22 protein-coding genes are annotated in these 26,227 nt (G+C 42.2%); 5 read left to right on the top strand and 17 right to left on the bottom strand.

Features of this window, described 5'->3' with window-relative positions; translation table 11 throughout:
* Positions 1-55: 55 nt before the first annotated feature.
* From DXC10_RS05090 to DXC10_RS05070, 5 genes are all read right to left on the bottom strand, one after another.
* On the bottom strand, positions 56-2,467 hold the full coding sequence (locus DXC10_RS05090) for a glycoside hydrolase family 3 N-terminal domain-containing protein (protein WP_101544658.1): 2,412 nt from the start codon (positions 2,465-2,467) through the stop codon (positions 56-58).
* 24 nt (positions 2,468-2,491) lie between these two features.
* Complete coding sequence (locus DXC10_RS05085; protein WP_117737448.1) at positions 2,492-3,724, bottom strand: carcinine hydrolase/isopenicillin-N N-acyltransferase family protein; 1,233 nt, start codon at positions 3,722-3,724, stop codon at positions 2,492-2,494.
* Between the two features lie 106 nt (positions 3,725-3,830).
* Positions 3,831-5,039 carry a S9 family peptidase gene (locus DXC10_RS05080; RefSeq protein ID WP_117737447.1) on the bottom strand — a complete coding sequence of 403 codons (1,209 nt, stop codon included), beginning with the start codon at positions 5,037-5,039 and terminating at the stop codon, positions 3,831-3,833.
* Positions 5,040-5,218: 179 nt separating this feature from the next.
* Positions 5,219-7,036 (bottom strand): carboxypeptidase-like regulatory domain-containing protein, encoded by a 1,818-nt coding sequence (locus DXC10_RS05075; RefSeq protein ID WP_117737446.1) that lies wholly within the window; start codon positions 7,034-7,036, stop codon positions 5,219-5,221.
* Between the two features lie 39 nt (positions 7,037-7,075).
* Complete coding sequence (locus DXC10_RS05070) at positions 7,076-7,465, bottom strand: BlaI/MecI/CopY family transcriptional regulator (protein ID WP_101544652.1); 390 nt, start codon at positions 7,463-7,465, stop codon at positions 7,076-7,078.
* Between the two features lie 209 nt (positions 7,466-7,674).
* Between DXC10_RS05070 and DXC10_RS05065 the strand changes: the two genes are divergently transcribed.
* Both DXC10_RS05065 and DXC10_RS05060 read left to right on the top strand, forming a co-directional pair.
* Positions 7,675-8,382, top strand: a complete 708-nt coding sequence (locus DXC10_RS05065; protein WP_117737445.1) for a hemerythrin domain-containing protein — start codon at positions 7,675-7,677, stop codon at positions 8,380-8,382.
* The gene (locus DXC10_RS05060) at positions 8,372-8,986 is read left to right on the top strand and encodes a response regulator transcription factor (RefSeq protein ID WP_101544648.1); all 615 of its coding nucleotides are present in this window, start codon (positions 8,372-8,374) and stop codon (positions 8,984-8,986) included. Before DXC10_RS05065 ends, DXC10_RS05060 begins: the two co-directional genes overlap by 11 nt.
* A gap of 381 nt (positions 8,987-9,367) precedes the next feature.
* On the opposite strand, the gene DXC10_RS05055 is transcribed toward DXC10_RS05060, so the two are convergent.
* The 12 genes from DXC10_RS05055 to DXC10_RS05000 all read right to left on the bottom strand — a co-directional run bounded on the left by DXC10_RS05055 (position 9,368) and on the right by DXC10_RS05000 (position 22,493).
* On the bottom strand, positions 9,368-10,519 hold the full coding sequence (locus DXC10_RS05055; protein ID WP_101544828.1) for a Rid family hydrolase: 1,152 nt from the start codon (positions 10,517-10,519) through the stop codon (positions 9,368-9,370).
* A 19-nt stretch (positions 10,520-10,538) separates the two neighbouring features.
* The gene (locus DXC10_RS05050) at positions 10,539-11,258 is read right to left on the bottom strand and encodes a hypothetical protein (RefSeq protein WP_117737444.1); all 720 of its coding nucleotides are present in this window, start codon (positions 11,256-11,258) and stop codon (positions 10,539-10,541) included.
* A gap of 24 nt (positions 11,259-11,282) precedes the next feature.
* Positions 11,283-12,494, bottom strand: coding sequence for a porin (locus DXC10_RS05045; protein ID WP_117737443.1), 1,212 nt, complete (start codon positions 12,492-12,494; stop codon positions 11,283-11,285).
* A gap of 46 nt (positions 12,495-12,540) precedes the next feature.
* On the bottom strand, positions 12,541-13,974 hold the full coding sequence (locus DXC10_RS05040) for a di-heme oxidoredictase family protein (RefSeq protein WP_101544825.1): 1,434 nt from the start codon (positions 13,972-13,974) through the stop codon (positions 12,541-12,543).
* A 109-nt stretch (positions 13,975-14,083) separates the two neighbouring features.
* On the bottom strand, positions 14,084-15,268 hold the full coding sequence (locus DXC10_RS05035) for an imelysin family protein (protein WP_117737442.1): 1,185 nt from the start codon (positions 15,266-15,268) through the stop codon (positions 14,084-14,086).
* A 26-nt stretch (positions 15,269-15,294) separates the two neighbouring features.
* A complete protein-coding gene (locus DXC10_RS05030; RefSeq protein ID WP_117737441.1) occupies positions 15,295-16,671 on the bottom strand; it encodes a hypothetical protein in 1,377 nt (458 codons plus the stop codon).
* 265 nt (positions 16,672-16,936) lie between these two features.
* Positions 16,937-17,149 (bottom strand): DNA-binding protein, encoded by a 213-nt coding sequence (locus DXC10_RS05025; RefSeq protein ID WP_101544636.1) that lies wholly within the window; start codon positions 17,147-17,149, stop codon positions 16,937-16,939.
* Positions 17,150-17,227: 78 nt separating this feature from the next.
* Complete coding sequence (locus DXC10_RS05020) at positions 17,228-18,589, bottom strand: alpha/beta fold hydrolase (protein WP_101544633.1); 1,362 nt, start codon at positions 18,587-18,589, stop codon at positions 17,228-17,230.
* 11 nt (positions 18,590-18,600) lie between these two features.
* Complete coding sequence (locus tag DXC10_RS05015) at positions 18,601-19,557, bottom strand: SPFH domain-containing protein (protein ID WP_117737440.1); 957 nt, start codon at positions 19,555-19,557, stop codon at positions 18,601-18,603.
* Between the two features lie 169 nt (positions 19,558-19,726).
* Positions 19,727-20,893, bottom strand: a complete 1,167-nt coding sequence (locus DXC10_RS05010) for a MalY/PatB family protein (RefSeq protein WP_101544823.1) — start codon at positions 20,891-20,893, stop codon at positions 19,727-19,729.
* Between the two features lie 95 nt (positions 20,894-20,988).
* Positions 20,989-21,603 (bottom strand): CPBP family intramembrane glutamic endopeptidase, encoded by a 615-nt coding sequence (locus tag DXC10_RS05005; protein WP_101544627.1) that lies wholly within the window; start codon positions 21,601-21,603, stop codon positions 20,989-20,991.
* A complete protein-coding gene (locus DXC10_RS05000) occupies positions 21,600-22,493 on the bottom strand; it encodes a prenyltransferase (protein WP_117737439.1) in 894 nt (297 codons plus the stop codon). The genes DXC10_RS05005 and DXC10_RS05000 overlap by 4 nt, the downstream gene beginning before the upstream one ends.
* Positions 22,494-22,611: 118 nt before the next feature.
* On the opposite strand from DXC10_RS05000, the gene DXC10_RS04995 reads away from it, so the two are divergent.
* The 3 genes from DXC10_RS04995 (at position 22,612) to DXC10_RS04985 (ending at position 26,188) form a co-directional block, all read left to right on the top strand.
* Positions 22,612-23,403, top strand: coding sequence for a Cof-type HAD-IIB family hydrolase (locus DXC10_RS04995; protein ID WP_117737438.1), 792 nt, complete (start codon positions 22,612-22,614; stop codon positions 23,401-23,403).
* A gap of 60 nt (positions 23,404-23,463) precedes the next feature.
* Positions 23,464-25,473 (top strand): tetratricopeptide repeat protein, encoded by a 2,010-nt coding sequence (locus DXC10_RS04990; RefSeq protein WP_117737437.1) that lies wholly within the window; start codon positions 23,464-23,466, stop codon positions 25,471-25,473.
* Between the two features lie 100 nt (positions 25,474-25,573).
* A complete protein-coding gene (locus tag DXC10_RS04985) occupies positions 25,574-26,188 on the top strand; it encodes an L-threonylcarbamoyladenylate synthase (protein ID WP_101544615.1) in 615 nt (204 codons plus the stop codon).
* Positions 26,189-26,227 lie beyond the last annotated feature (39 nt).

Below are 26,227 nucleotides of genomic sequence, written 5' to 3'. Positions count from 1 at the left end.
GGACTACTGTAATAGATTTTCCTTTCTCAAACCTATCGTACTTTTGCACAAGACATCAAGGCAATGCTGTAATCGTTTCTTTCAGTCGGATATCCTGGCTGGAAGCACCAACCAGTATTTCAAAGTCACCCGGTTCTACCGTCCAGTTCATATTACGATCCAACAATTGTAAATCCTCAGGCTTCAAAGTAAACGTCACCTGTTTCGTTTCACCCGGTTGAAGGGATATACGCTCAAAGCCTCTTAATTCTGAGTCGTAAGCAATTACGCTACTTACCTTATCACGTATATACAACTGTACAATTTCATCACCTGCCCGTTTTCCGGTATTCGTTATATCCACCTTTACGGTATATTCTCCCTGTGTACGTTGTTGCAACGGAGAAACTTTCAGATTAGAATAAGCAAAAGAAGTATAACTCAAACCAAAACCGAATGGATAAAGCTCACCGATAACACGGGTCGAACCGGAGCCATTAGGTCCCGACTTGGGTTGTTTGCCATGTGAACCCGGTTTAAAGGGAAAATTCAGTTCAATCTGTCCCACGCTCTTCGGGAAAGTAACCGTCAGTTTGCCACCCGGATTATGTTCGCCAAACAATGTCTCAGCAATCACCGTTCCACCCTGACAACCAGGGAACCACGTCTCCAGGATTGCAGGAATATAAGCATCCGCCCAGTTAATGGTAAGCGGCTGTCCATTCACCAATACCAGAACTACCGGTTTTCCGGTAGCGTGCAAAGCCTCCAACAATTGTTGTTGACGTCCCGGCAAATCAAGTGAAGTACGAGAACGACTTTCACCCGTACGATATTCATCCTCACCAAGTACGGCAATAATCACATCACTCTCCTTCGCCTTTGCCACAGCTTCGGCAATTCCTTGTTTCTCCTGTTCGTTCATGGGAACAGGCAATATTTCCGTTGAGGGCCATCCGGCATCTACGATATCGCATCCTTTGACATAATTCACTTCAGCAGTACCTTTAAGATAATTACGTAAACCTGCCAGTACAGTCACAGTTTCCAACCTATTAGGGCCATAACGGCTGGTCATAAAGTTATCCTCATCCGCCAAAGGACCGGTTACCAACACTTTCTTTACCTGCTGTTTATCCAGCGGAAGAAAGTTATTTTCATTCTTCAAAAGAACCAAAGCCTGCTGTTGCATCTTCTTCACAAAATCCATATTCCGGTCTACACCTCCCACCTTGTCGGAAGCTTTTGTATCCACTACGTATGGATGGTCAAACAATCCCAAACGGAATTTTACACTCAGCACCTCTGCCACCCGCTTGTCAATGGTAGCCATCGAGATTTTCTTCTCCTCCAGAAGTCGGCGAACCGGCATAATAAAATCAGAAGGTTTGGTAAAATGCGTACGCACATTCAAACCAGCTTCCAATACTTGACGTACAGCCTCATCATATGTATCCGCCACATGATGTTTAGTCTTTACAAACTCTACAGCCTCACTGTCGCTAACCACATAACCATCAAAGCCATACTCCTCACGAAGCAATTCTGTCAGAAAATAATAACTGGCAGATACGGGTACACCATCCCAGTCATTATAACTACTCATCACTCCCATTGGATGCGCATTCTGAATAACTTTCTTGAAAGGATACAAAAATAACTGATGCAGTTCTCGTGGAGCCACATGAGGGTCAGTACGACAATTGCCATCGCGCCCTCCTTTAGGCACACTGTAAACAGCATAATGTTTTAAGGTAGAAGCCACGCCATGAGACTGGATACCATTTACCATTTGTGTTCCTAATGCAGCGATCAGATAAGGATCTTCTCCATAGCATTCCAAAGTACGTCCCCAACGCGGATCACGTACCACATCAAGAATAGGAGCATACACATTGGTATATCCCAATGCCTTAGCCTCTTCTCCGGCAATACTTCCCGCCTGATAAACAAGTTCCTTGTTCCAGGTACTTCCAATTGCGATAGGAGCCGGCAATGGAGTTGCCTTTGTATGGTTCAAGCCATGAATACCTTCGTTACTGAAATCCACAGGAATTCCCAAACGAGTTTCTTCCACGAACCAACGTTGCACAATATTAATGGCTTCGGCATGATTACTGAAAGGATACAGTAAATCGGGCACCCGTGAAGCCTTCTTACCTACCCCATTCAACATTTCATCAATATTGGCTATACCATCTTTCCAAATCTCATTTTTCCAGTTGGCAGTCGGCAGAGAGTCTTTCAATACTCGCCCATAACCATAAAGAGTAGCCAACTGGCAAGTTTTCTCTTCCACCGTCATTTGCGAGAGCAAGTCGGCAACACGTTTCTCCACCGGTTGATTCGGGTCCTCATAGATATCCTTCACTCCATTTTTGTTGAAGTCTATCCACCCTTTTTGATACATTTTCTTGTTTTGCGCATGTAGATTTCCAGCCAATCCCAGGCAAAGGATGGAAACCCCAATCATAAATTTGTGTTTCATGTAGAAATAATTAATATGAATAAATTAAAGTTCAAATAGTTCCGCGTATTTCGTACTGATAAAATCATCCATTACATTATAGAACGACTGCATACTTTTTATATCAATACTTCCACTCTCACGCCATGTTTTCAACAAAGATTGAGTACGTTGAAAAACGTTTTCTTCTATAGGGGCAAGCAACTGCATATAACCGTTTTTCTCCGTATTATACAATTTCTCCCAATTCATATAACGGTTACTCCCCATACCTTGTCCATAAGAAAACACATCACCTGCCAATATTACCGACCAATTACCCAAAAGAGAAACTTTCTCAGTCTCATCGCGAACAAGCAGTTTCGGCAGATTCTTATCAGCTCCTTTCAACCATACAGGCATTGCCACCCCGGTAGGAGGATATCCCAATATTGTCCACATCGTAGTGAATTCAGGTTTTTCACCAGACTTTACTCCTTGTACGACAACAGAACTTGCCGTACTGCCACGGGCAATGAAATCCTGGTCAACAAACCAGCCCGTCGTTTTGGGACGATTGAATTCCCCAGTTTTCAGGTCAATACCCAATAACGGATTGGCAAAAGAACGGGACAGCTCATTGAATATCCATTGCGGAGTGATCTGTCTGGTAGCCGAAGCCGGTAGTAACACCTTGTCTTCCTGCATAAAGCGTACATAGCCAGCTCCCTCATTCACTTTACCCGAAAAAGAAAAGTTTGTACGTGCAATGTAACCACAAGGAGCATCCTTCGGTTCATTGGCATCAAACATCACATATTTATAATAATCTACCTCGAACATTGCCGCACCACCTTCAGCATCAATCACGCCAAAGTTAGCTTCAATCATACTGGGTTTCGTAATAGTATCCAAAAAATGGCGGAAATCTTCCACAGTAGCACAAATCTCCAATGCACGGCGCATCACTCGTCCGTTCGCCTCTCCCCGTTCTTCACCGGGCTTTATGTCGACCAGATTATAAGACTGCGTATTCATTACAGAAAAACCTGCCGAGTTTGTACCGATCCATACATCTGTCGGGTCATCTTCCACACTATTGACTATGGCAATAAACGGATAACGCTCCCCTGAAAAATACTTCACACTATTTTGAAGAAAATCCGTATCCCGATTCTTCCACAAGAGAGGACGACCGTCAGGAGTTATCTTACCGGAAATCACAGCAGAAGTACAGGCCGATACAGGTTCAATCCAGCATGCAATCGTAATAGTCAACAACAAGATCTGTTTTATCATAATACAAAGATTGAGATGTTGACGCAAAAATAAGGTTTTCCAATAAGATGTCCCTAAAAAACAGAGTTTATTTGAAAAGAGGGAGATAAAATGAAAAAACAGACAATCACCGTCTGTATACTTTACCGGATATTTGATATCCTCTGGTATCCGTCAAATTGACAAACCAGATTTTAGCCCCATCCGGTACGGTTACTTCCCAATTTCTGCCATATAAATCACCGGAGACAGATCGCCAATGATATGTATCGGCAACTGCGCCTTCGCTTGTTGTATAATATAATGTAACTTTCTCTATAGATACAGGAGAACTCACCTGCCCTTTTACTACCCCATTTCCTATACTTTCTTTCCTGATACAGGGAAGAGCTTCCTCCTTACCCAAGTACTGGTTGACAAAGGCACTTATTTCTTCATTACTCCATCCATATTTATGGCTATGTCTCAACCCGCGTTTTATCAACAAACGAGATTTCTTTGCCAATGCGGCACTGCGGGTCATCGAAGATAAATAGAAATGTACATCATTAGTTCCGTTCAGAAATAAGATAGGCCGTTTCATCCGGGATAAATATACAGAAGGATCATATTGAGCCAGCCATGTGTCTCTATCCTTTTCCGCAAGCGCATCCAATTGTTGTTTCATACGCCCGCTTTCGCCCAAGAAACCACATCCATAAACAGGAACAGCTACTTTAAAACGAGCATCCAGCGAAGATACGATACAGGTCAATACTCCTCCCCAACTAATCCCCGTAATGGCAGTACGTTTTTTGTCCACCTCAGGGAAACTTAACAATAAAGTATGCGCTTTTATCACATCCCCCACCGCTTGATAAAGCCACTGCTCTTTCAATGGTAATGTAACATCGAAATAAGGAGTTTCTCCTCCTTTTTCCTCAAACCCTCCCGCAATATGCTTTTTGTCGGCACCATTGCCCCGCGTATCCAAAGCAAGAGCAGCATATCCACGTTTTGCCCACTGTACCACCCAGTCCCTGAAGGCCATACCTCCACCTCCATGTACCAGAATTATTCCGGGAAGTTTTTTATCTCCAGATATATTTCCATCCAACATACCCGGTGTTGCATAGTAAGCAAAAACCGATTTACGATGCCCTTTGTAAGATAAGGATTTAAAAATAATAGATTCAATAGAATCGCTTTTGACAACCTCATACTCAGGAGTCAGGAGAAAGTCTTCATCATCCCATAATGTATTTTCAACATTGACCTGCCCAAAGCCGGACAATATTCCGGTCAAACTTAAAAAAAAACTTAAACCAACAATTTTAAAAATATAATGTGTTTTCATATCTAATATTACTTTGCTCCTTCTACAAAGGAAGACAAGAATTCGTAAAAGAGTTATTAATATATTCTCGATTTCTATTAGATATGTATCAAAAAAACATCCAAGCATACCTCAATATGAAGGGAGTTCCGGATATGACCATCCGAAACTCCCTTTATATTTTTAATACGAGTTATCGATCACTCGTTTTTCATCGTTATGGTTACTTTTGGAGCTGCTCCTACCTTCGTTGTTTGCATACCTACATAATAAGCACCCAGCACGTCATTCTTAGACGCCGACAGAACAAAATTACCATCAACATCCGTAACAGTTCCCCGGTTAGTACCTTCTATAAGGATGGAGGCTCCGATAATGGGTTCTCCCTTTGTATCTACAACTTTCCCTTCTACCTTGAATTCCCCTTTTACCAGAGTACCCTCAAAAGTTTTTGTTTTCTTAGTCACAATATAAATAGCACCCTTATTATCTCCATTTTTATTCACGCTGATACTTTCTATTTTATCGGCAGGCACCACACTGTTTAAATCTTTATTTTCCATATCAACTTTTGTGCCATTTACATAAACTTCCGTGTTTACCAAATCACCTCCGGAAGAATGTAGCACGATACCACGCAAACCGGAAATATTCTTTTTCGGAGTAACACCTGTACCTATCACTCTCACATCCTTATTGTCGTTTTTTTCTTTTTTAAGAGTAATCAATATAACGCCATCCTTACCTTTTTCGCCATATAATTCCAGAGCTTTTTTATCTTTCAATACGGTTATATGATCTATCTTATCAGGATCTAATGCACCTAAAATAGAAGAATCTATTTCCTTTCCGTTAACCACCAACAATGGTTTATCCAATGCCGTTATAGACGATATTGTTACTTTCACATCCTGTTTCTTTGCTTTTTGGGGGTTCAGAGTATCAGCCTGTTGTACCCTTACAACAGAAGTTACCTCCTTACTTTTCACAACTTTTGTTTCAGCAATTTCCGCTAAATCATTAACTTTGGCGGTTGAAACATCCTGTACACGAGAAAAGAGTGAATTTACTTGTTCTCTCTCGGGCACAACCGATGTCCTTGAGATCTCCTCTGCTTTTTCGGAGACTTCGGGACGTGCAAAAGCCGTTACGGCAACAGCTGCCAACGGAAGTACATAAAGGTACTTCAAACGTGCCCACGGACTTGACTTTTCTTTTAACATCATAGTGATACGTTTTTTAAGTTTACTGTGATTAAAGCTGTTGGCCATAGAGTAGAGCCTTGTGCCAACAGCTTTTTTTATTAATAATAATTGATATTGTTTCGCGTCTACACCCTCCTTGATTACCGTCTCGTCAGCTTCATATTCGTGAATGTTCTGCAACTCCTGCTTCAACAGCCAAGAAGCCGGATTGAACCATTGGAAGAAAATACAGACATCGGCCACCAGCAAATCCCATGAATGCCGGTGGTGGATATGTGCCAACTCGTGTATAAGTATTTCACGTCCATTCTCGTTTAAATCTTTCCGGGAAATGACGATATACTTCATCCAGCTGAACGGAGCGATATCCCGTTCATGGACAATCAAAGTAACTTTATCTTTGGAATTTATATACTTACCGGCAACCTCTTTTTTACCCGATCTCAGCAACAGTAATAACCGACACAGCGAATATATATTGCGGAAAGCAAAGAAAAGGATACCCAGCAGATATAACGCCAGTGCCACCTGTACCCAGGTAATCTCTTGAACCGGTTCCGGTACAGTACCCATTTCCGCAGCATTTGCCAGCAACAGCCACTGTTCCAGCGTCATCATAGTATGATGTATTTCCGTCTGCCGCTCCACACTTATCTCCACCAAGGGTAGCACACAAGACAACAACAGAATACCCAGCAAAGCAAACCGGTTGAACCGATGAAACGTCTCACGGCTGAGCAACAGGCGGTAAAACAAATAGAACACCGCCAGGCAGACAGAAGATTTAAGTATATATACAAAGAGTGTACCCATGGTATTTACGATTGGAGGATTGGAGGATTGGACAATTTACTATTTACGATTAAAATTACGCTGATTTACAGTCGAGCTTTTCTCAACCTCCTCTATCAACCGCTTCAAATCATCCAAAGAAATATCTTCTTCCTTAACCAATGAAGATACCGCACTCAGATAAGAGTCATTGAAATATTTACTGATAACATTCTTCAGTGTTCCCTTACGAAAGTCCTCCTCGCTTACAACCGCATAATACTGATATGTATTACCAAATGTATGATGACTCAGAAAACCTTTATCCTCCAATCCACGCACAATTGTAGAGAGCGTATTGAAATGCGGCTTCGGTTCCCCATAGAACACCAGCATCTCCTTTACAAACAACGGACCTTTTTCCCAGAAAAAGCCCATAATCTCTTCCTCTTTTGCAGTCAATCCTTTCATATTCTTCTTTTGTTTTCGCAAATAACTAAATAATTTAGTTCATAAACTAATTATCATAGTTAAATAGAACTAAAAGTTTTAGTTTAATCATCAATCAGTATTTTCCACAGTCCTATCATCAGCAAAATACCTACTTATTGCGATTGCGCTTTTCAAAGAAAAGCCGTTACTTTGCGCACGAATATAAAGAACCCAAATAATAACCGATAATGAATGAACAACATAAATACAGTGCCACAGACAAGATGAGCGACCTCATCTGCGACAACTATTCCTTGTTAATGGTGATGAGCCGTTTCGGTCTGTCATTGGGATTTGGGGATAAGAATGTAAAAGACGTCTGTGAAGCTCAACAGGTAGACTATCGTACCTTTCTCGCTGTGGCCAACTTCATCAGTGAAGAACAGTACACCTATAGTAGCGATGAAAATTCGTTCTCTATTCCTGCCCTCATGGACTACCTGAAGCGGGCACATACTTATTTTCTGGATTTCAATCTGCCCGCCATACGCCGCAAGCTTATTGAAGCCATCGACTGTTCGGGCAACAACAATGATGTGGCATTCCTTATCTTGAAATTCTTTGATGAATACGCCAAAGAAGTCCGCCGCCACATGGAATATGAAAACGAAGCGGTATTCACCTACGTGGAGCAACTGCTGGAAGGAAAACTTTCTGACGAATATGACATTGCAACCTTTGCCAGCAAGCACAATCAAATTGACACCAAGCTAAAAGAACTGAAAAATATCATCATCAAATATTATCCCGAAAAAGAAAACAACAACCTCCTTAATACCGTTTTATTCGACATCTTCAACTGTGAGCAAGACCTTGCTTCACACTGCCAGGTAGAAGATTATATGTTTGTTCCCGCTGTGGCGCAAATAGAAAGGAGACTGAAAGATGAACAATAATACTTCATTGAAAATAGTCGTTGCAGAAACTTCGGTTATTGTGCGAAGTGGCCTTACAGCAGTATTAAAACGCATCCCCAACCTGAATATACACCCCATTGAGGTTTCCTCACCCGAAACCTTGCAGAACTATATCCATCTGCATACTCCCGATATCGTTATTGTAAATCCTACTTTCGGAGGATGGTTTGACTTGCAGACCTTTAAAACGGAAAACGGAAAATCGGGCATCAAGTATATCGCCCTGGTTTGTTCTGTCATCGAAAACAATGCATTGAAAGAGTATGACGAAAGTATCGCTATCTGCGATGATATCGATATCATCACTTCTAAAATCAACCACTTGTTGCATACGGAAGAGGAGGAAGAAAAGGATAATGAACAAGAGACACTGAGCCAACGCGAAAAGGAAATCATTACTTGTGTTGTGAAAGGAATGACGAACAAAGCCATTGCAGACAAGCTGTTTCTTTCCATTCATACCGTCATCACCCACCGCCGTAATATCGCCCGTAAACTACAAATACACTCTCCGGCAGGACTTACCATTTACGCAATTGTAAACAAGCTGGTAGAACTTCAAGATATCAAGGATACCCTATAATTACTTCTTTTTCGTTTCCTTTATAGGAAATGCCCGTTTCCCTCCGAGGAAACCATCGTTTCCATGAAGAGAAACGGCAGTTCCCATTAAAGGAAACTGTAATTCCCATTAAGGGAAACGGGCGTTCCCTACAAGAGGAAACTCCAAACCTTTATTGTCCCAAAAGATATATAATAAATCCCCGCCTCACGATATCACATCGGAAAACGGGGATCCTTTTATCTTCATAAAAGTGGTTACGTAATTATGACTAACTAATTCATTCTTTAAATCTCTGATACCGCAAAGATACAGCATCGGCAGATATCCTGCAATCGCTCAAATTAGGTATAATACAGGGAGATAGTCATCACAAATAGGTATCCCTCTTTCACTGTATGGTCAAAACGGTGCATAATCCTTATTCCCGCAAGTCTTTACTCCCATACATTCCATCTCTATCAACCATCCCGGACGACAGACCGGTGCATGTACAAATATTTTCGGGGTATCCGGAAAACGTTTATCATACATTCCCTTTACCACTGTATAATCCGCTATATCGCGCAAGTAAACAATCATTTGTCCCACATCCTCGAATGTACATTCCGCTTCTTTTAACAACGCTTCCACATTTTCCCACATCCGTTCCGTCTGCTTGCGAATATCACCGGGATACATAACCTCACCCTTGTTATTGATACTTGCCGTACCGGAAATAAAGACATGGCGGCGGTCTCCGTAATCGACGTATGTGCCACGTTCAAAACTGACACCATATTCATAGGTAGGGTTCAAGTGGGTAGGAGCATATAGATAGTGTATCTGTCCGGACTCCAAACCATCTACCGCATATGTGTCCATCTGTACCAGTACTTTAGGGTCGGCATGCCGCCCTCCGATACCAGTACTGGCTATATAGTGCGTATTTTCCGTCAGGTTCTGGGTAACAAAGACTTCATTGCGGGCTTTCACCACTCCGGCATAATTCACATCCACGTTTTGTACAAAAAACCAGGTACGGATACAGTTGTCGGCCAATTTACATCCCTGTTCCATCAATTGCATCACATAGTCGTTCAGCAACAAACGGGTCTGATATTCTGAATTGGCGGCACGGTTCAAGACACTGCCACTCCAAAAATGACGGTAAGCCCCATGCTTCACCTCAAACAAACCGTTGTGAAGAACCCGGGTCTGCACACCTGCCTGCAAGTAGACCCATAACGCAATCTTTGTTCCGTTCAGCGGTGGTTGCTCCACAATGGAAAGCGCACAGTCCGAACTTTCCGTAGTAAGTGCAAGCAACAGGTCTTCCTGATTGGCTGCATCACTCAGGAAATAACGCTTAAAGACGGCAACAGCTCCACACAATTCTTCCTGAAGTAAAGTGAAATAGGTATTGATAACCGCATTCAGTTGCTGTTCGTATGTGTCTTCGGGGCGAGTGGCGTGAATCATGATATGATACTCCGAAATACCGCCTTTAACTTTATATTCAGAGATTTCGATTAAAGTATTATCTATTTGTTTTTGTTGTTTCTTGTTACTCATTTCCATATCAAATTAGTCGTTATTTGGTAGCACCATTATCTATCCAGTCGTCAATCAAGGTCAACAAATTGGGATAAGGAGTAAGTATCGGGAAGTGGTCTATCCCCCATTGTGAACTGATATCCGTATTCAATATCTGATACAGGACGCTTCCTTCCGCATGGCCCGGAGTTACCCTGAGTTTACCGTCAACAATGACGGAAGGATGATTGACCAAGTCTTCATAACTCTTACCTTTCGTCAGATTAAGATTGGCACTCGGGCTACCGGCAGACGCCCCGTGGCAAGTAGCGCAATACGGAGTGAAGACACTGTTTTGTATCGCGCTGTACATACCGGCATCCACAGCACCCACATTCATGATAATCGTATCGGTAGTAGCCGGGGCTTCAATGGACGAGAAGGTAGCGATACGTTTCCTGAGTTTATTGATCGCACAGATCTCCAACGTCTTTACCTCATCACTAATACCGGACATGATTACCCTAACGGTTCCCCCGTCTACGGAAGGCGCAGGAATATTGGCGGAAGTAACCGCATACTCACTCGTCTCATTAAAACCTGCGATTACAATACTATATCCCTGAGCCCATTTATCAATGCCGGTGATATCAGCGGTCATCTTCACGACACGTCCTTCCTCCATTACAATAGTTTCTTCTTCATAAATCCGCCCTTCGTCACACGAGGAGCAAGCCATTACAAGAAGAACCATAAAGAAAAGAATATTCCTATTCATAATACCATCCTCTCCTTGATTTGTTTAGAATGTATACTGAAGTAAAACAGTAGCCGAATGGGTGGCTAAGCCCAAATTATCATTATCACGGTCGAGTTGGGTATCGTGTCCCCAACGGGCAACATACTGATACATTGCCTGTAACTTCAGGTTACATCCCTTGAAGAAATAATTCATGCCAACAGCCGGCATGTTCAAAAATCCATCATCATCCGTACCATTACGATTGAAGACATCATAGCGTGCGGCCAATTGCACACGGGGCGCCACGAAGTAACCACCCTGTACATACCCACCCAGATAATTATAATGTTCATTGATCTTTTGGCGTTTAGTAAAACCGACATTCATGTAGTATGCCTCGGCAGCCAAATAAAGCTTATTTTTCAACATAGCAAATTCCAGTCCTACACGCGTGTCGTTAGTACTCTCATTCTCACTTTCCACATTGATTGAACCGGACAATCCGAACAGTATCTTATCTTCATTCAGACGGTTCGGATTACCTTGTGTGGCGGGCATCACTCCTTTAGGCATATAAGTCAACCGTCCGGCATAAAGCAAAGAAGGAATATGCCAGTCGTCGCTGATTGTCTTTGAAGCAGTATTCACAGAAATACCAGTTCCGTTGAATAAACCGATTTCATAACCCAACTTATCGCCAACCAACCCATGCAGTTCCACACCCAAATCAAAACCTGTACCGATATTCGGTGTCACGGCATTCAGTGAATAGGGCATAATGACGGAAGAAGTCAATGAGACAGGTAACTGAGGAAGTAAAGTTTCACCCAATGTAGTCAGGTAGGCATGCGAAAAAGGCGTTTTGAACTTACCTACCCGTAAGGCGATTTCTTTCTTGAACTGTATATCGAACCAAGCTTGTTGCAACAACGCTCCACCACTTGCAGCGGCATTGATTGACAGGTTAAAAGAAACTTTTCCAAAAGCCTTACCCGTAAAACCAAGTACAGCATAAGGAACCGAGAAACCGGAATTTGCGAAATTATCCTGATTATAAGCTTTGTCCAGACCTTCATCATCATACCAATTTAGATTGGCACTGGTCTGTACCAGTAAGTAAGGTTTAAACACAAAATCTCCTTTCTTGCTTGTAATGGTAAACCCTTCTCTTCCTGCCAGAGATACCACACCGTTTTCCGTATCTTCTTCGTGCTGTGCCATTGCTCCCAAAGGCATTACGGCAAGTACAACTAAAAATAATAATTTCTTCATAACTACTTATATATACTTTTTATTTCTTATTAACACTGTTGTCGGGTCAAAGTGATTTCAGGAATGCAACCAGTGCATCACGGTCTTCCTTACTCATATTCTTAAATAAATTTTTAGAAGCTTCTCCTTCTCCGCCATGCCACATAATGGCTTCCACATAATTGCGTGCACGTCCATCGTGCAGGAAGAATGTATGCCCATTCACTTTTTCCTGTAACCCGATTCCCCACAAGGGTGTTGTACGCCATTCATTTCCACGTGCCAAACCGCTTACGTAATTATCATTCAATCCGACTCCCATGATTTCAGATCCCATGTCATGAAGCAAATAATCGGAATACGGATGAATAGTCTGGTTACCCAGCCACGGTAACTTTGTACCCATCAACAAAGTAGTTCCACGCGGTTTAGTGTGAAGGGTTGTCACATGGCAAAGATGACATTTGGCCTCATAGAATTTCTGTTCACCCTTAATGACCTGTGGATCATTGACATTACGGCGAGCCGGCACACCAAGGCTCTGCATATACAAATCTACATCTTCCATATCCTCGGTCGATACATCGAGCTGAGCGTAAGAGAGTCCCATCATACTGCCTTGATTAACCTGTACCTGCCCCTCACAGATTTCTTCCGGATAACGGCTGTTCGTCACACCCATATCGCTGGAGAAGCCCAGTTCCACCGTCAAATCGGCATGTTGGGCCTTATTGCCAGACAGTCCCAAGCTATACACTCCTTTTTCTGTTATATAATTGCAACGACCGCTAATACCATACTCGGGATAATTACTCTTAGCGGCAAGAGCTTCTATTTCTTTAGGATCAAGTGCCATCATCTGCCCCATACCGACATGACGCAATGGAATACGTACTGTACAGAAAAGATCTTCAGGGGCTATCTCATCGGCATACCAATCAGTAATGGTATAATTGGGTTTGCAAAGTTCATATTCTTCACCGTCGGGAAAATGAAAAGTCTCACGAGTATATTCTACTTTCAGTTTACCTTCGGGTTTCACCCCATAAATGGCCTGATCATGTAATACACGTCCATATTCCTGAAAGAAAGCCCCATTTTTACGGCTGATATAAACCAGCATCGAGGAAAATCCGGAACTGCCGGAACCACCTTCACTCCAGAGTGTAGGCTTGGTACGACCGGCATTGCGATGACAACTTCCACAAGAATAACCGGCATAAACCGGTCCTAAACCACCACCTATATCATTACCACTTGAACGGGCGTTGTCATAAAGCCTGTCGCCACGGGTAAAACGGGTAGAATATGTTCCACTCACCCAATTGGCTTCCGTATCGTATGCTACCGATGAGTTTAAAAAAAGAGTTGATGTACCGGCCGAAAGCGCATACCCGTCGGGTACGGTTACATCCGTTACATCAATTCCGTCCTCATCACACGCCGTAAATGCCAATATGCAAAAAGACAAGAATGAATATTTCAGTAAATGATTTACCATAATCTGCATTGTTTTCTAAAACAATATATTTCTACATGCCAAAGAAGCAAAGGGAGATTTTCCAATCTCACCCTTACTTCTCCTAATCTATTATCCAATTGAACAATCCTCATTTTGTAGGTACCGTACGGGCTTCTCCATCTTTAAAGAGTAGAAACTCCAAAGTATGGAAACCTCGTACATTCTGAGATGCTTCAATAGCTTCATCAGAGTCATCGTCTCCCCAAACCAAAGAACTCCAATCGGCAGACTTCATAATCTGTACAATGGCGTTCTGATCTAAAGGCCAGCTATCCATATTGGGATCAAGTCCTAACTCATCTACCGGACCAAACAAGAAAGCCTCACTCAATTCCCATGGTTCACGAGCATTCAACCAAGCCGTACAAGCAGCCTCAAAACGTGTATTGGTAGGATTTGCCACTAACGAATTCACTGCATCAAGAAGGAGTTTGTTTTTTTCTTTCAATTTTTCATAAGTCGGGACAACTACCACATCTACATAGTTCTTAACTATCGCATCAAGTCTTTCTGATGATATATTATTCACGACATAATCTTTCAGGTTAGTAGCTTCTGCTTCCACTGTTCCACCTCCTTCTTCTTCCACTTCACTTAATAGTCTCTGTAAAGAAGAACAAGCTTCCATTGCTGTCTGAGCCTGAGTACTGTTTATATGATTACGGAATGGCTGAGGAATAGCCTGAATAGCATCTGCAGCTGCTTTGATAGCGGCTCTCACCTTAATATCCATCGCTGTACCCTCAATTTCTTTTGCAAAAGAATTACCGGCAACAGTACCATCCAATGAACCATAATAAGCGTTTCTGACAGAATAAATATTATTAGTATAATCATCGCGTGAGTGCCAACTATACCAAGACTCCACAGCATATAGAGCTTCCTTTTCACGTCCGGAAATATATAGGCTATAAGGATCACCTATCTTAGCGCTACCCACTTCATTAGCTATCTCCGCACATTTCTCTACAATCTCCTGAGCACAACTTGCCGCATTTGTATATGTAAAATTGGCATCATGAGTCTTGAATAATTCAGCATAAGACTTTCCTGTTTCTTTCCAGGTTACCGCCCAAGCATTATACAGACTTTCAGCATCGTCATTCAAAAGCATCGCAACATTCTTCATATAGTTATGCCACGCATCTGCTGTGGATGAGTTGTAATCTATCTCATCAACATTCCACGGATCCGAGTCGTCATCACTACATGAGGAGGCAACGAGAGCCAGTACCAGAACCAGTACCGGTACAAAAAATAAATTCTTTTTCATCTTATAAAAATTAACAGTTAATAAAATCATTTCTTAATAAACCAACCAATATAAGCTATACCGATAGAGAACTCATTTTCACTATTATAAGGTCCGGTTCCAAATATCTTGCTTGTACCTATCTGCCTGGTTGAATAATCGGCTTTCACTACCAGATTGGGCAAAGCATACCAGTCCAGGCCGGCTGTCCACATGCTTACCTTATTACGCAATTCCATGACCTGCATTGTCTCCCCTTTTTCCTGAGGATTATAATATTCATAGCGTGCAAAAGGATAAATCACCGGGACTTTTTTATTACTTTTGAAAAAAGCACTTAAATTGACCCCAACCTCTCCGGCATAACTGACCGCCTTTTTGGCGACAGGAGTGACACGTGTATATGGAGACTTATTAGAGAGTTTGGTATTCACCGAACTGACTGCCAATGAATTTCCCAAGTTTCCCCAAACAAAATTGGCACGAGCCGTTACATACCTATTTTTATATTGGGCATCGGCTGTATAAATTCTTACGGGAACCTTAAAAGTAGAATAATCCTGAAGTTTGTCGGAGTTGGAACCGGCATCTGCACAATAATAGAAAGAACCTCCTACACGCAAGCCCGGCACACCCTTATAGTCCAAACGAAACGCATAACCTGGCGAAGTAAAATTATCTACTTCAAAAAGTCCTTGCTTACCACCAGCCACCCAAGTGTTACGATCAAAACCGTTAGCGTTCAATCCCGCAACAATCATCGCTTGATAATCGAAACCTGTATAGCCTTTTCCAAACGACCCGAAAATCTCGAGTCCATTTTCATGCCAGGTAGAAGGTAAAATAGTGCTTTCGCCTTCCGGACGATAAACGCCAAAGAAGTTGATAGGCTCGTGATGGGCATTAGTCAACCCAACCGGCACAATAATATGCCCCGCGCGCACATTGAAAGCCGGATGGATCAATCGAGTAATATGGAATTGTTCGAGAGCGACTTCTCCTCCTTTTTCCACTTCGGTTTCATACTCCCCATTTTCGGAGTTCTCAATTTCGTATGCCGTACCTACCCCACCGGCTTCAAACTCAATTTCTGCACCGAGCATCCATTTTGAGTTGAATTTATAATCAAATGCTAATACAAAACGAGGAATGGAAATGGTGTTCCGGTTATCTTTGGAGTTACCATTATTACCCCCGTAAAAACGATTGTTACCATAGTCCTTAAAACTTGCAGCCATCTCGCCATATCCACCGAAACGGAATTTCTTGTAGCCGTCACTTGTGGCTGCTGTCTCTTTCTTTTCTTTCTTTGCCGTAATTTCAGTGTTCTCTTCTACCTTGATTACTTCATCCGATCCGTCAGCCAGTAAAGTATTAGTAGAAAGTAAAAAACACAAAACAAATAAACCCGTTAATTTTCTCATCTTTTATCTTAAATTTTGTTGGGACAAAGTTAGAGGGAAGAGAAAACACGGGAAATACCTAAAAATAATGAAAAAGAATAAAAATCAACAACAATTAGGTAGGGTAATGAATATATACATGTGTTTACCTAAAAACTCCATGTTCAAACAACATCGTGTTTGGGGAGGGAAGAAAGTAACAAACAGACAATAGATTAACAAACGCATTTCATGCGGTTTTGTTTGTACTTAAAAACAAGAATACAATAAACAATTAATATAAGGTCTATTCCTCTTGTTCCTTCTCTTCGGAGTCAGTAAAAGAAGTAGATTTAGTTTTCTTCAACCTCCCACTCTTCCGGAGAGCCTCAGCGATGATCCACTGGAGCTGTCCGTTAGTACTACGGAACTCATCGGCTGCCCATTTTTCAATAGCATCCATTGTTGCAGTATCTACACGTAGAACGAAGCTTTTAGTTGAAGTGTCTTTTTTAGCCACGATTTATTTCTAATTTTATGATTTACTAATTACAATTGAATTGCTTTATTTCTTTGATTACCCATTAAAAGATATACACTAAAACATATTCCGGATTCCGTGTGCAAATGCCGCTAAATCATTCAACACATAAGCCGGAACAGATGAAGCCCGACTATATTCCATCGGAGTGGCTTTTCCAGTTCCTTCTTGCAAAAGATGGTTCAACTTGGGATAAGACTTGAAAAAGGCATTCTTATTTCGCCATAGGCCAAAACGCCAGAATGCGAAATCTTCCATGGTCACCTGATAATCGCGTTCACCTTGAAGAACAAAGATAGGAAGCTTTAGTTTGGCAGCTACACTCACCGGTTTATAAGCATTGGCAAATTCCCAATAGGAACGAGGCAAATTCAAGGGCAGAGGTATCTGCTCATCAAAAGCATTGGTTCCCAATTTTCTTACATTATTCAATTGTTCTTTCAAGTCGGCGAACTGCATTTTGGCTTCAGCCGAAGCAGGCGCCAAAGACATGATATAAACAGTTTGCTCTTCAACGGCATCCTCAAACGGACGAGCCAATCCGGCAAGAACAATAATCCCAGCCAACTCCTTCGAACGTTCGGCTATGCGAGGAGCCAATGTCCCTCCTAAACTATGCCCTAATACATAGATACTATCCGATGCAATCTCCGGCAGAGTTTTTGCCAAAGCCACGGCGGAAAGGACATCATCTACTACCTCCGTATCATAATCGAGCACACGGCCGGCGGGAACACAATCAGCCCCATAAGTTTTTGTACGCTTGTCATAACGGATAACAGCAATACCCCGTTCCGCCAATCCCCAGGCAATATCGCGGAAAGGTTTATTAGGTCCTATGGTTTCATCACGATCGTGAGGACCGGAGCCATGTACCAGAATGATACACGGAACTTTACGTGCCTCGGCAACGGTAGCAAACTTCGGTACAGTCAGTGTACCCGGCAGTTGAAATCCTTCGGCACCTACGGTGATATCCCGTTCTGACATCTTCTTTTCATTATACGCTACAGAAGGGGTAACAGAAGTAGCCGGCACTGGAGACAGACGGATCGTATTCATCGCTCCATCCGCATCAAAAGCAAGTATAAAACGGAAATCGTACCGTTCAAATTTCAAATCGGAATAATAAAGGGTCCCCCCCTGGACGTTTTCCGTCTGCCACTCACTTTTTGATTGTAACTTGCCGAAAACTTTCTCCGTCTCTCGAAAGGTACCATTGAACATCACTGGAGATAATTTTCCTTGTAACTCTTTATTCAAAGCAATATAAATACTATCGCCCTGCCCTGCTGCAAACCATTCATAAATATGCTGCGCACGAACGCGATTGGCATCTTGCGCAAAGATACCATAAACATTACTCCATAAGAAACACAGCAGAAAAAAACACCGATACACTTTTTGAGTCTTTATCATTTTCTTAGTCTTTAATGGTTCAGTGTTCCGGCATTTACAACCGGCTGTGCAGCTTCATCCGCGCAAAGCACTACCAACAAATTGCTAACCATAGCAGCTTTCTTTTCTTCATCCAGTTCAACAATCTCCTCCTCAGAAAGTTTATGAAGTGCCATCTTTACCATAGAAACCGCTCCTTCCACAATTTTTTCACGCGCCGTAATAATGGCTGAAGCCTGCTGACGGCGGAGCATTACAGCTGCTATCTCAGGAGCATAAGCCAGATAATTGATACGGGCTTCTACCACCTCCATACCTGCCATAGCCAAACGCTCATTCAATTTTTGCTCTAACTGTTCATTGATTTCTTCTCCGCCAGAACGAAGCGTCAATTCCTCCGTATTAGCCTCGTTATCATCGTATGCATATTGTCCTGCCACTTGCCGTAAAGCAGCATCACTCTGTATCTTCACGAAATTTTCAAAAGCATTCATACGATTGGCAACCGCATTACCGATACTAATCTGATTGGCGTTACCTGTCGATGAAGCCGATGCCGCCATTGTTTGAGAATCAATCTCAAACATCGCTTTATAGGTATCTTTCAATTTCCAGACCAATACCAAACCAATCAATATAGGATTGCCTATTTTATCATTAACTTTAATAGGTTCTACATCCAGATTTCGCGCACGCAACGACAATTTTTTCTTATCAAGAAATGGATTAACCCAGAAAAAACCGGTTTCCTTAAACGTACCTTTATACTTTCCGAAAAACACCATAGTCCGAGCTTCATTCGGTTCCAACTGCATATAACCCGCAAAAAGAATAAACCATACAACAGTTAAGAACACAGAAAGTACAAGTGTAGGAATACTTGTGATAAAACCGAAAATTATCACAGCTGTAAGTACCACCAGATGGAGAAATAAAGCTAAAAAGCCATTTATCTTAAAACCTTTGAAATCCAATTCTTTTGCTTCCATATCACATAAATTTAATTGATATCATTTCAATATCACAAATATATTGTTTTATTTAAGTCTGCCATCAAGGGGAGGTATATATTTAATTAATATTAAGAGTATATTTTTTTGCATTTTTATCAACAAGCTAAAATAAATTTAGAGATATATACCTATATGAGGTATTTTATCACTGTTTGACAGCGATAGCCAACTGGTTCAATGCCTGCTGTAATACCGAACGCGGACAACCTACATTCAACCGCATAAAGCCTTTGCCGGGTTTACCGAACATGGTACCGTCGTTCAAAGCAAGATGGGCTTTTTCAGAAAAAAGCCTTGTCAGTTCGTCTTGTGACAAACCTAATGCACGGCAATCCAGAAAAATGAGATAAGATGCTTGCGGACGTATCATACTGATACCCGGAACATGTTCTTTTAAGTAATTCTCGGTAAAATTGATATTGTCTTTCAGATAATCAAGCAGCTGTGACAACCACTCTTCACCCTGCATATAAGCAGCGGCAGTTCCGATATATGCCAGCAAATGGCCTTCACAGAACTCTCCGGCTTCCATAAATTGCTGGAAACGATGCCGAATATCGGTATTGATGGTTATGGCATAGGAACTGCCCAGCCCCGGCATGTTAAAAGCCTTGCTAGGCGCCATGAAAGTTAAAGAGTTTTGTGCTGCATTCTCCGAAACTGTGGCAAAAGGATGATGTTTATAAGGTGGAAGAGTCAGATCGGCATGTATCTCATCCGAAATAACCAGCGTACCGCTCTCTTTACAGATATCGGCTATTCGTTGCAATTCTTCTACAGTCCACACACGGCCACCTGGATTATGGGGATTACAGAGAATAAGTACTTTACAACCTTGAATATCCCGACTGAAACGTTCGAAATCAATTTGATATTGACCGTCGCACAAGTCAAGCGGAGAATACACGACTTCACGCCCCAAGCGCTCGGTAACCAGAAAAAAAGGATGATATACCGGAGTCATAACCATGACTTTGTCTCCCGGATTGGTGAAACATTGCAGAGCAAAAGCTTGTCCACGAACTATACCGGGTACAAAAGTCAACATTTCATGGGTAATTTCCCATTGATGACGTTTGTACAGCCAGTTACAGATGGAGGTATACCACTCTTCGCAAGCGAAAGTATACCCCAACACTTCATGCTCGAGCCGCTTGCGCAAGGCATCCATTACGAAAGGAGGAGTACGAAAGTCCATATCAGCCACCCACATGGCAAGCAAATCATCACGTCCCCAAACATTTTTCGCTCCGTCCCACTTCACTGAGTCAGTGCCGCGACGTTCTATCAGTTCATCAAAATTATACTTCATAATCAGTTTATTTTTATCATCAGAGATTACAAGAGTCAACATAAATAAGATGAAAGAAAATATAAGTTAATCTACGTAATCTGTGGTTGAGTTAATTATATCGGGAAAAATATAAAGACCGCTACATCCCATAAAGAATGCGAAAGTATGATGGCAGCAAAGCGATTTGGGAAAAAGCGGTAAAGTGCTCCCCATACCACACCGGCCACCAATGCCGCCATAACCAGCATAAAGTTACAAGAACCGGCATGTACCAAAGCATACAAAGTGGTTGCCACCATGAAGCCCTTGTTAGGGTTCCAACGCTCGGAAAGAGTACGTTGTACATAGCCACGCCAGAATATTTCTTCGGCAGGTCCTATCAAAAACAACATCAATGCGGTCAGTAGCCAGGGAGACTCCCCTTCTTTCATCCCGTAAATCAGGTTTACCTGAGGACGTGCAAAATCGAATATCCAGGTAGAAACTTTATCTCCTATCCAGAACACGCACCACAAAGCAATGGCAACGCCAAAGCCCAACAGAATGTTCGACAGGCTCCACTTTACATCTCGCCACCAGCCACGAGAGAACAAAGTAGCGAATATAGACAAGGTGAGTGCCGAACCGGTCATCATCCACCAGAAATTGACAAATGGGGCAGTCCAGGGCGAGAACATAACCGTCCACAACACAGCTGCCAAAAAGATGGTAAAAACTAATTTATTCATGACAACAAAGCAGCTAAAACAAATGATAAAGCGAATATCAGACTGAACAACAATTGAAGTTTAGCCGTCATCTCATCCAAATTGGCAATGACAGAAAACCCTTTCTTGGAATACCGCGACATGACACGTACATTACCGATAGCGGGTATCAAAGCCAGTAAAACCAGAAGCGTCCACAAGGGGAAAGTCCCGGAAGCGACACAACCTGCCACCCATCCGAAGGGGAACAGGATTTCGGCACAATACAGGAACACGGATACTTTACCTCCCAATCGCATGGCTAAGGTACTGATATTTGCACGAGCATCGGTGTACATATCACGCGTATTGTTGGCATGAAGAATAGCTACCGTAATCAACCCCACGGGAATGGCTATCCAGAGTACATCCCAATTGATAGCCAGAGTGGCAACATATACCGTACCTAATGTAGGAAGCAAGGCATACGCCATAAAAATAACCACATCGCCCAGTGCATTATACTTCAAAGGAGGATAAAGAAGAGAACATGCCACTCCTCCAAGGCCTATCCACAACAAAGGAAGTCCAGTACGAAACATCAGCATGACACCAGCAACTACAGCAACCGCCAACAACCCCAATGCCAACCGGTAGATTTCTTTCGGGAGAAACATTTCAGCAGTGAGGGTTTTAGCACCGAATGTATCCCGAGCATCGACACCTCGCTTATGGTCGAAATAGTCACTCCATGTATTTCCTGCAGCATGAAAGATTATGATATTCAGCAAAGCCCAAATACCGTTTGTCCAATCGATGTTTTCTTTCATACAGAACAAATATGCCAAAGTCACTATTACCGGCATTGCCGATGCGGGAAACGACCATGGGCGGACGGCTATCAACCAATCTTTAAAAGAATGTTTCTTCATTATAATCCTAAAATTAATGTTTTTTCTAAAACCGAAATTATCATTTATTTGCTTGCAAAAGTACGAAATATCTTCGCTTTTTAAGTACTTTTGCACACAAGTAATTAAAGAGACACTTATGATAAAAGCCTTGTTTTTTGACATTGATGGCACTTTGGTAAGCTTCGAAACCCATAAAATACCGGTTTCTACGATTGAAGCTTTGACTGCCGCCAAAGCCAAAGGTATACAGATATTCATTTCGACCGGACGCCCCGGAACTATCATTAACAATCTCTCTGCACTGCAAGATCGCGGACTAATAGATGGTTACATCACAATGAACGGTGGTTATTGTTTCGTAGATAAAGAGGTGATTTACAAAAGTACGATTCCTACTGCGGATATAGAGGTATTAATGAATTATTGTACCTCCAAAAATATTCCCTGTATTGTGGTAGGTGAACACGATATATGTGTTTGTCACCCCAATGAATTGGTAAAAAAGATTTTTCACGACTTCCTGAAGGTGGACGTGATACCTGCACGAACTCCCGAAGAAGCGTTACAAATCGGAGAAATTTTCCAGATGACACCTTTTATAACAGAAGAGGAAGAAAGAGAAATACTTCCGTCCATCCCCAATTGTGAGATAGGACGATGGTTTCCGGCTTTTGTGGACGTCACAGCCAAAGGAAACACCAAACAAAAAGGTATAGATGAGATTATCTGTCACTTCGGCATTCGTTTGGAAGAAACGATGGCTTTCGGAGATGGAGGTAATGACATCAGTATGCTACGCCATGCCGGTATCGGTATTGCAATGGGAAATGCCAAAGATGACGTGAAAGCGGCAGCCGATTATGTAACGACCGGAGTGGATGATAATGGCATAGCCAATGCAATGAGACACTTTAAGATAATTGACTAATAATAGATAATCGTCAATAACATCTTTCTTGTAATTTGTAACCAGTAATTAACAAATAACTTGAGTTTCGTTCCCGATACACAGAATAAAGAGTTTCAAGACGCCTTGAACCTTATTCAATATACCCGCCAGTCTGTTTTTCTGACGGGCAAAGCAGGTACGGGAAAATCGACCTTTCTTCGTTACATTTGCGAGCATACAAAAAAGAAGCATGTGGTACTGGCGCCCACGGGTATCGCGGCTATCAATGCCGGGGGAAGTACCATGCACAGTTTTTTTAAATTTCCTTTCTATCCCCTGTTACCCGATGATCCGAATTTCAGTTTGCAACGCGGACGTATCCATGAATTTTTTAAATATACCAAACCTCATCGTAAACTGCTTGAAGAACTCGAACTTATCATCATCGATGAGATATCCATGGTGCGGGCAGATATCATTGATGCAGTAGACCGGGTACTGCGTGTTTATTCCAGAAATCTACGCGAACCTTTCGGTGGAAAACAAATACTGCTGGTGGGTGATGTTTTCCAGTTGGAGCCTGTAGTGAAAGGAGATGAACGAGAGATACTGAACCGTTTCTATCCTACTCCTTATTTCTTCTCCGCACGGGTTTTCAATCAAATAGACCTTGTTTCCATCGAGTTACAGAAAGTGTACCGACAAACGGATAAAGTATTCGTCAGTGTTCTAGACCATATCCGTAACAATACGCTTGGTTCAGCAGACCTACAATTGCTCAATACCCGCTACGGCACGCAGATAGAGCAATCGGAAGCAGATATGTATATTACCCTTGCCACTCGCCGTGACAATGTGGACTTCATTAACGATAAAAAATTAACGGAATTACCCGGCGAACCGATAACTTTCTATGGTGAAATCCAGGGAGACTTCCCAGAGAGCAGCCTTCCCACTTCCAAAGAATTAGTCCTGAAACCGGGAGCACAAATTATCTTTATCAAAAATGACTTCGACCGGCGTTGGGTAAATGGTACAATCGGAATTATCAGTGGCTTCGACCCAATAGAAGAAACCCTTTATGTCATTACCGACGATGGTAAAGAGTGTGATGTGAAACGAGAATTGTGGCGGAATATCCGATATAAATACAACGAAGAAAAAAAACAAATCGAGGAAGAGGAACTCGGGACTTTTACTCAATATCCGGTCCGGCTGGCTTGGGCTATAACAGTACATAAAAGCCAGGGACTGACCTTCAGTCGAGTGGTTATCGACTTCACCGGAGGAGTATTTGCCGGAGGGCAGACGTATGTAGCATTGAGCCGGTGTACTTCTTTGGAAGGGATACAGCTTAAAAAGCCCATCAGCCGTGCGGATGTATTTGTACGCCCTGAGATTATCAGTTTTTCCGAACGCTTTAATAACCGCCAGGCTATTGAGCGTGCCTTGAAACAGGCTCAAGCGGATGTGCAGTATGTGGCTGCTTCCAAGGCGTTTGACAACGGTGACTTTGAAACCTTCCTGAACGAATTTTTCAAGGCTATCCACTCTCGTTATGACATAGAAAAGCCTGTAATACAACGGTTCATCCGCAAAAAACTAACCATCATTAACCGATTAAAAGAAGACAATGTACGTCTGAGGCAGGAGATGGAAGAACAGCGGCAATGCCTGCAAAATTATGCACACGAATACTATCAGATGGGAAACGAATGTATCACCCAGGCACATGATGTTCGTGCCGCACTTGCCAATTATAACAAAGCATTGGAACTTTATCCCGAATATACGGATGCATGGATACGAAAAGGGATTACTTTGTTCAACGAAAAGCATTATTTAGAGGCGGAAGAGTGCCTGAACCGTGCCGTACGGCTTCGTCCTGCAGAGTTTAAAGCCGTATACAATCGTGGAAAGTTACGTCTTAAACTTGAAGAAATAGAAGGCGCTATAGCCGATTTGGATAAAGCTACGACTTTAAAACCCGAACATGCCGGGGCTCATGAACTTTTCGGCGATGCTCTGATGCAGGCTGGAAAAGAAGCGGAAGCAGCGCTACAATGGAGAGTGGCAGAGGAACTTCGTAAAAAGCGTTCCGCTAAATAAGTTTGCATGCCCTCAATAAATTTCTTCCTTATACATTTGATTACAAGAAACTTATTATCTACTTTTGTATTTTACTTTTAAAATAAAATCCCATTCTGCCATGCTTCTAAGACTTTATGAAAAGAATAATAATCCAGTAGATTTACAGCAGGTAATAGATATTCTGAATGATGGAGGTATCATCATCTATCCCACTGACACTATGTATGCCATCGGTTGCCATGGATTGAAAGAGCGTGCCATCGAACGTATTTGTCAGCTTAAGGAAATAGATCCGAAGAAAAATAATCTTTCCATTATCTGTTACGATTTGAGCAGTATCAGCGAATATGCCAAAGTAAATAACAACACTTTCAAGTTAATGAAACGTAACCTGCCCGGAGCATTTACTTTTATCCTAAACGGAACCACCCGTTTACCTAAAATATTCCGTAATCGGAAAGAAGTAGGTATACGTATGCCGGACAATCCTATTATCCAGGAAATAGCCCGGTTACTCAATGCTCCTATCATGACCACTACCCTGCCCCATGAAGAAGATGAAGACATCGAATATATCACAGATCCCGAACTGATAGATGAGAAATTCGGTAATATTGCGGATTTGGTAATTGACGGAGGAATTGGTGGGACAGAAGGTTCTACCGTAGTGGATTGTACCAACGATGAAATCGAAATAGTACGTCAAGGGAAAGGCTGGCTCGACGAAGGATAAAATTTTAATCAACAACAAAACTTTTCCGGTTTCTGCAAT

It is taken from the genome of Bacteroides sp. OM08-11, from assembly GCF_003438665.1.
Classification (GTDB): Bacteria; Bacteroidota; Bacteroidia; order Bacteroidales; family Bacteroidaceae; genus Bacteroides; species Bacteroides cutis.
This window is presented reverse-complemented; position numbering and strand designations above follow the sequence as displayed.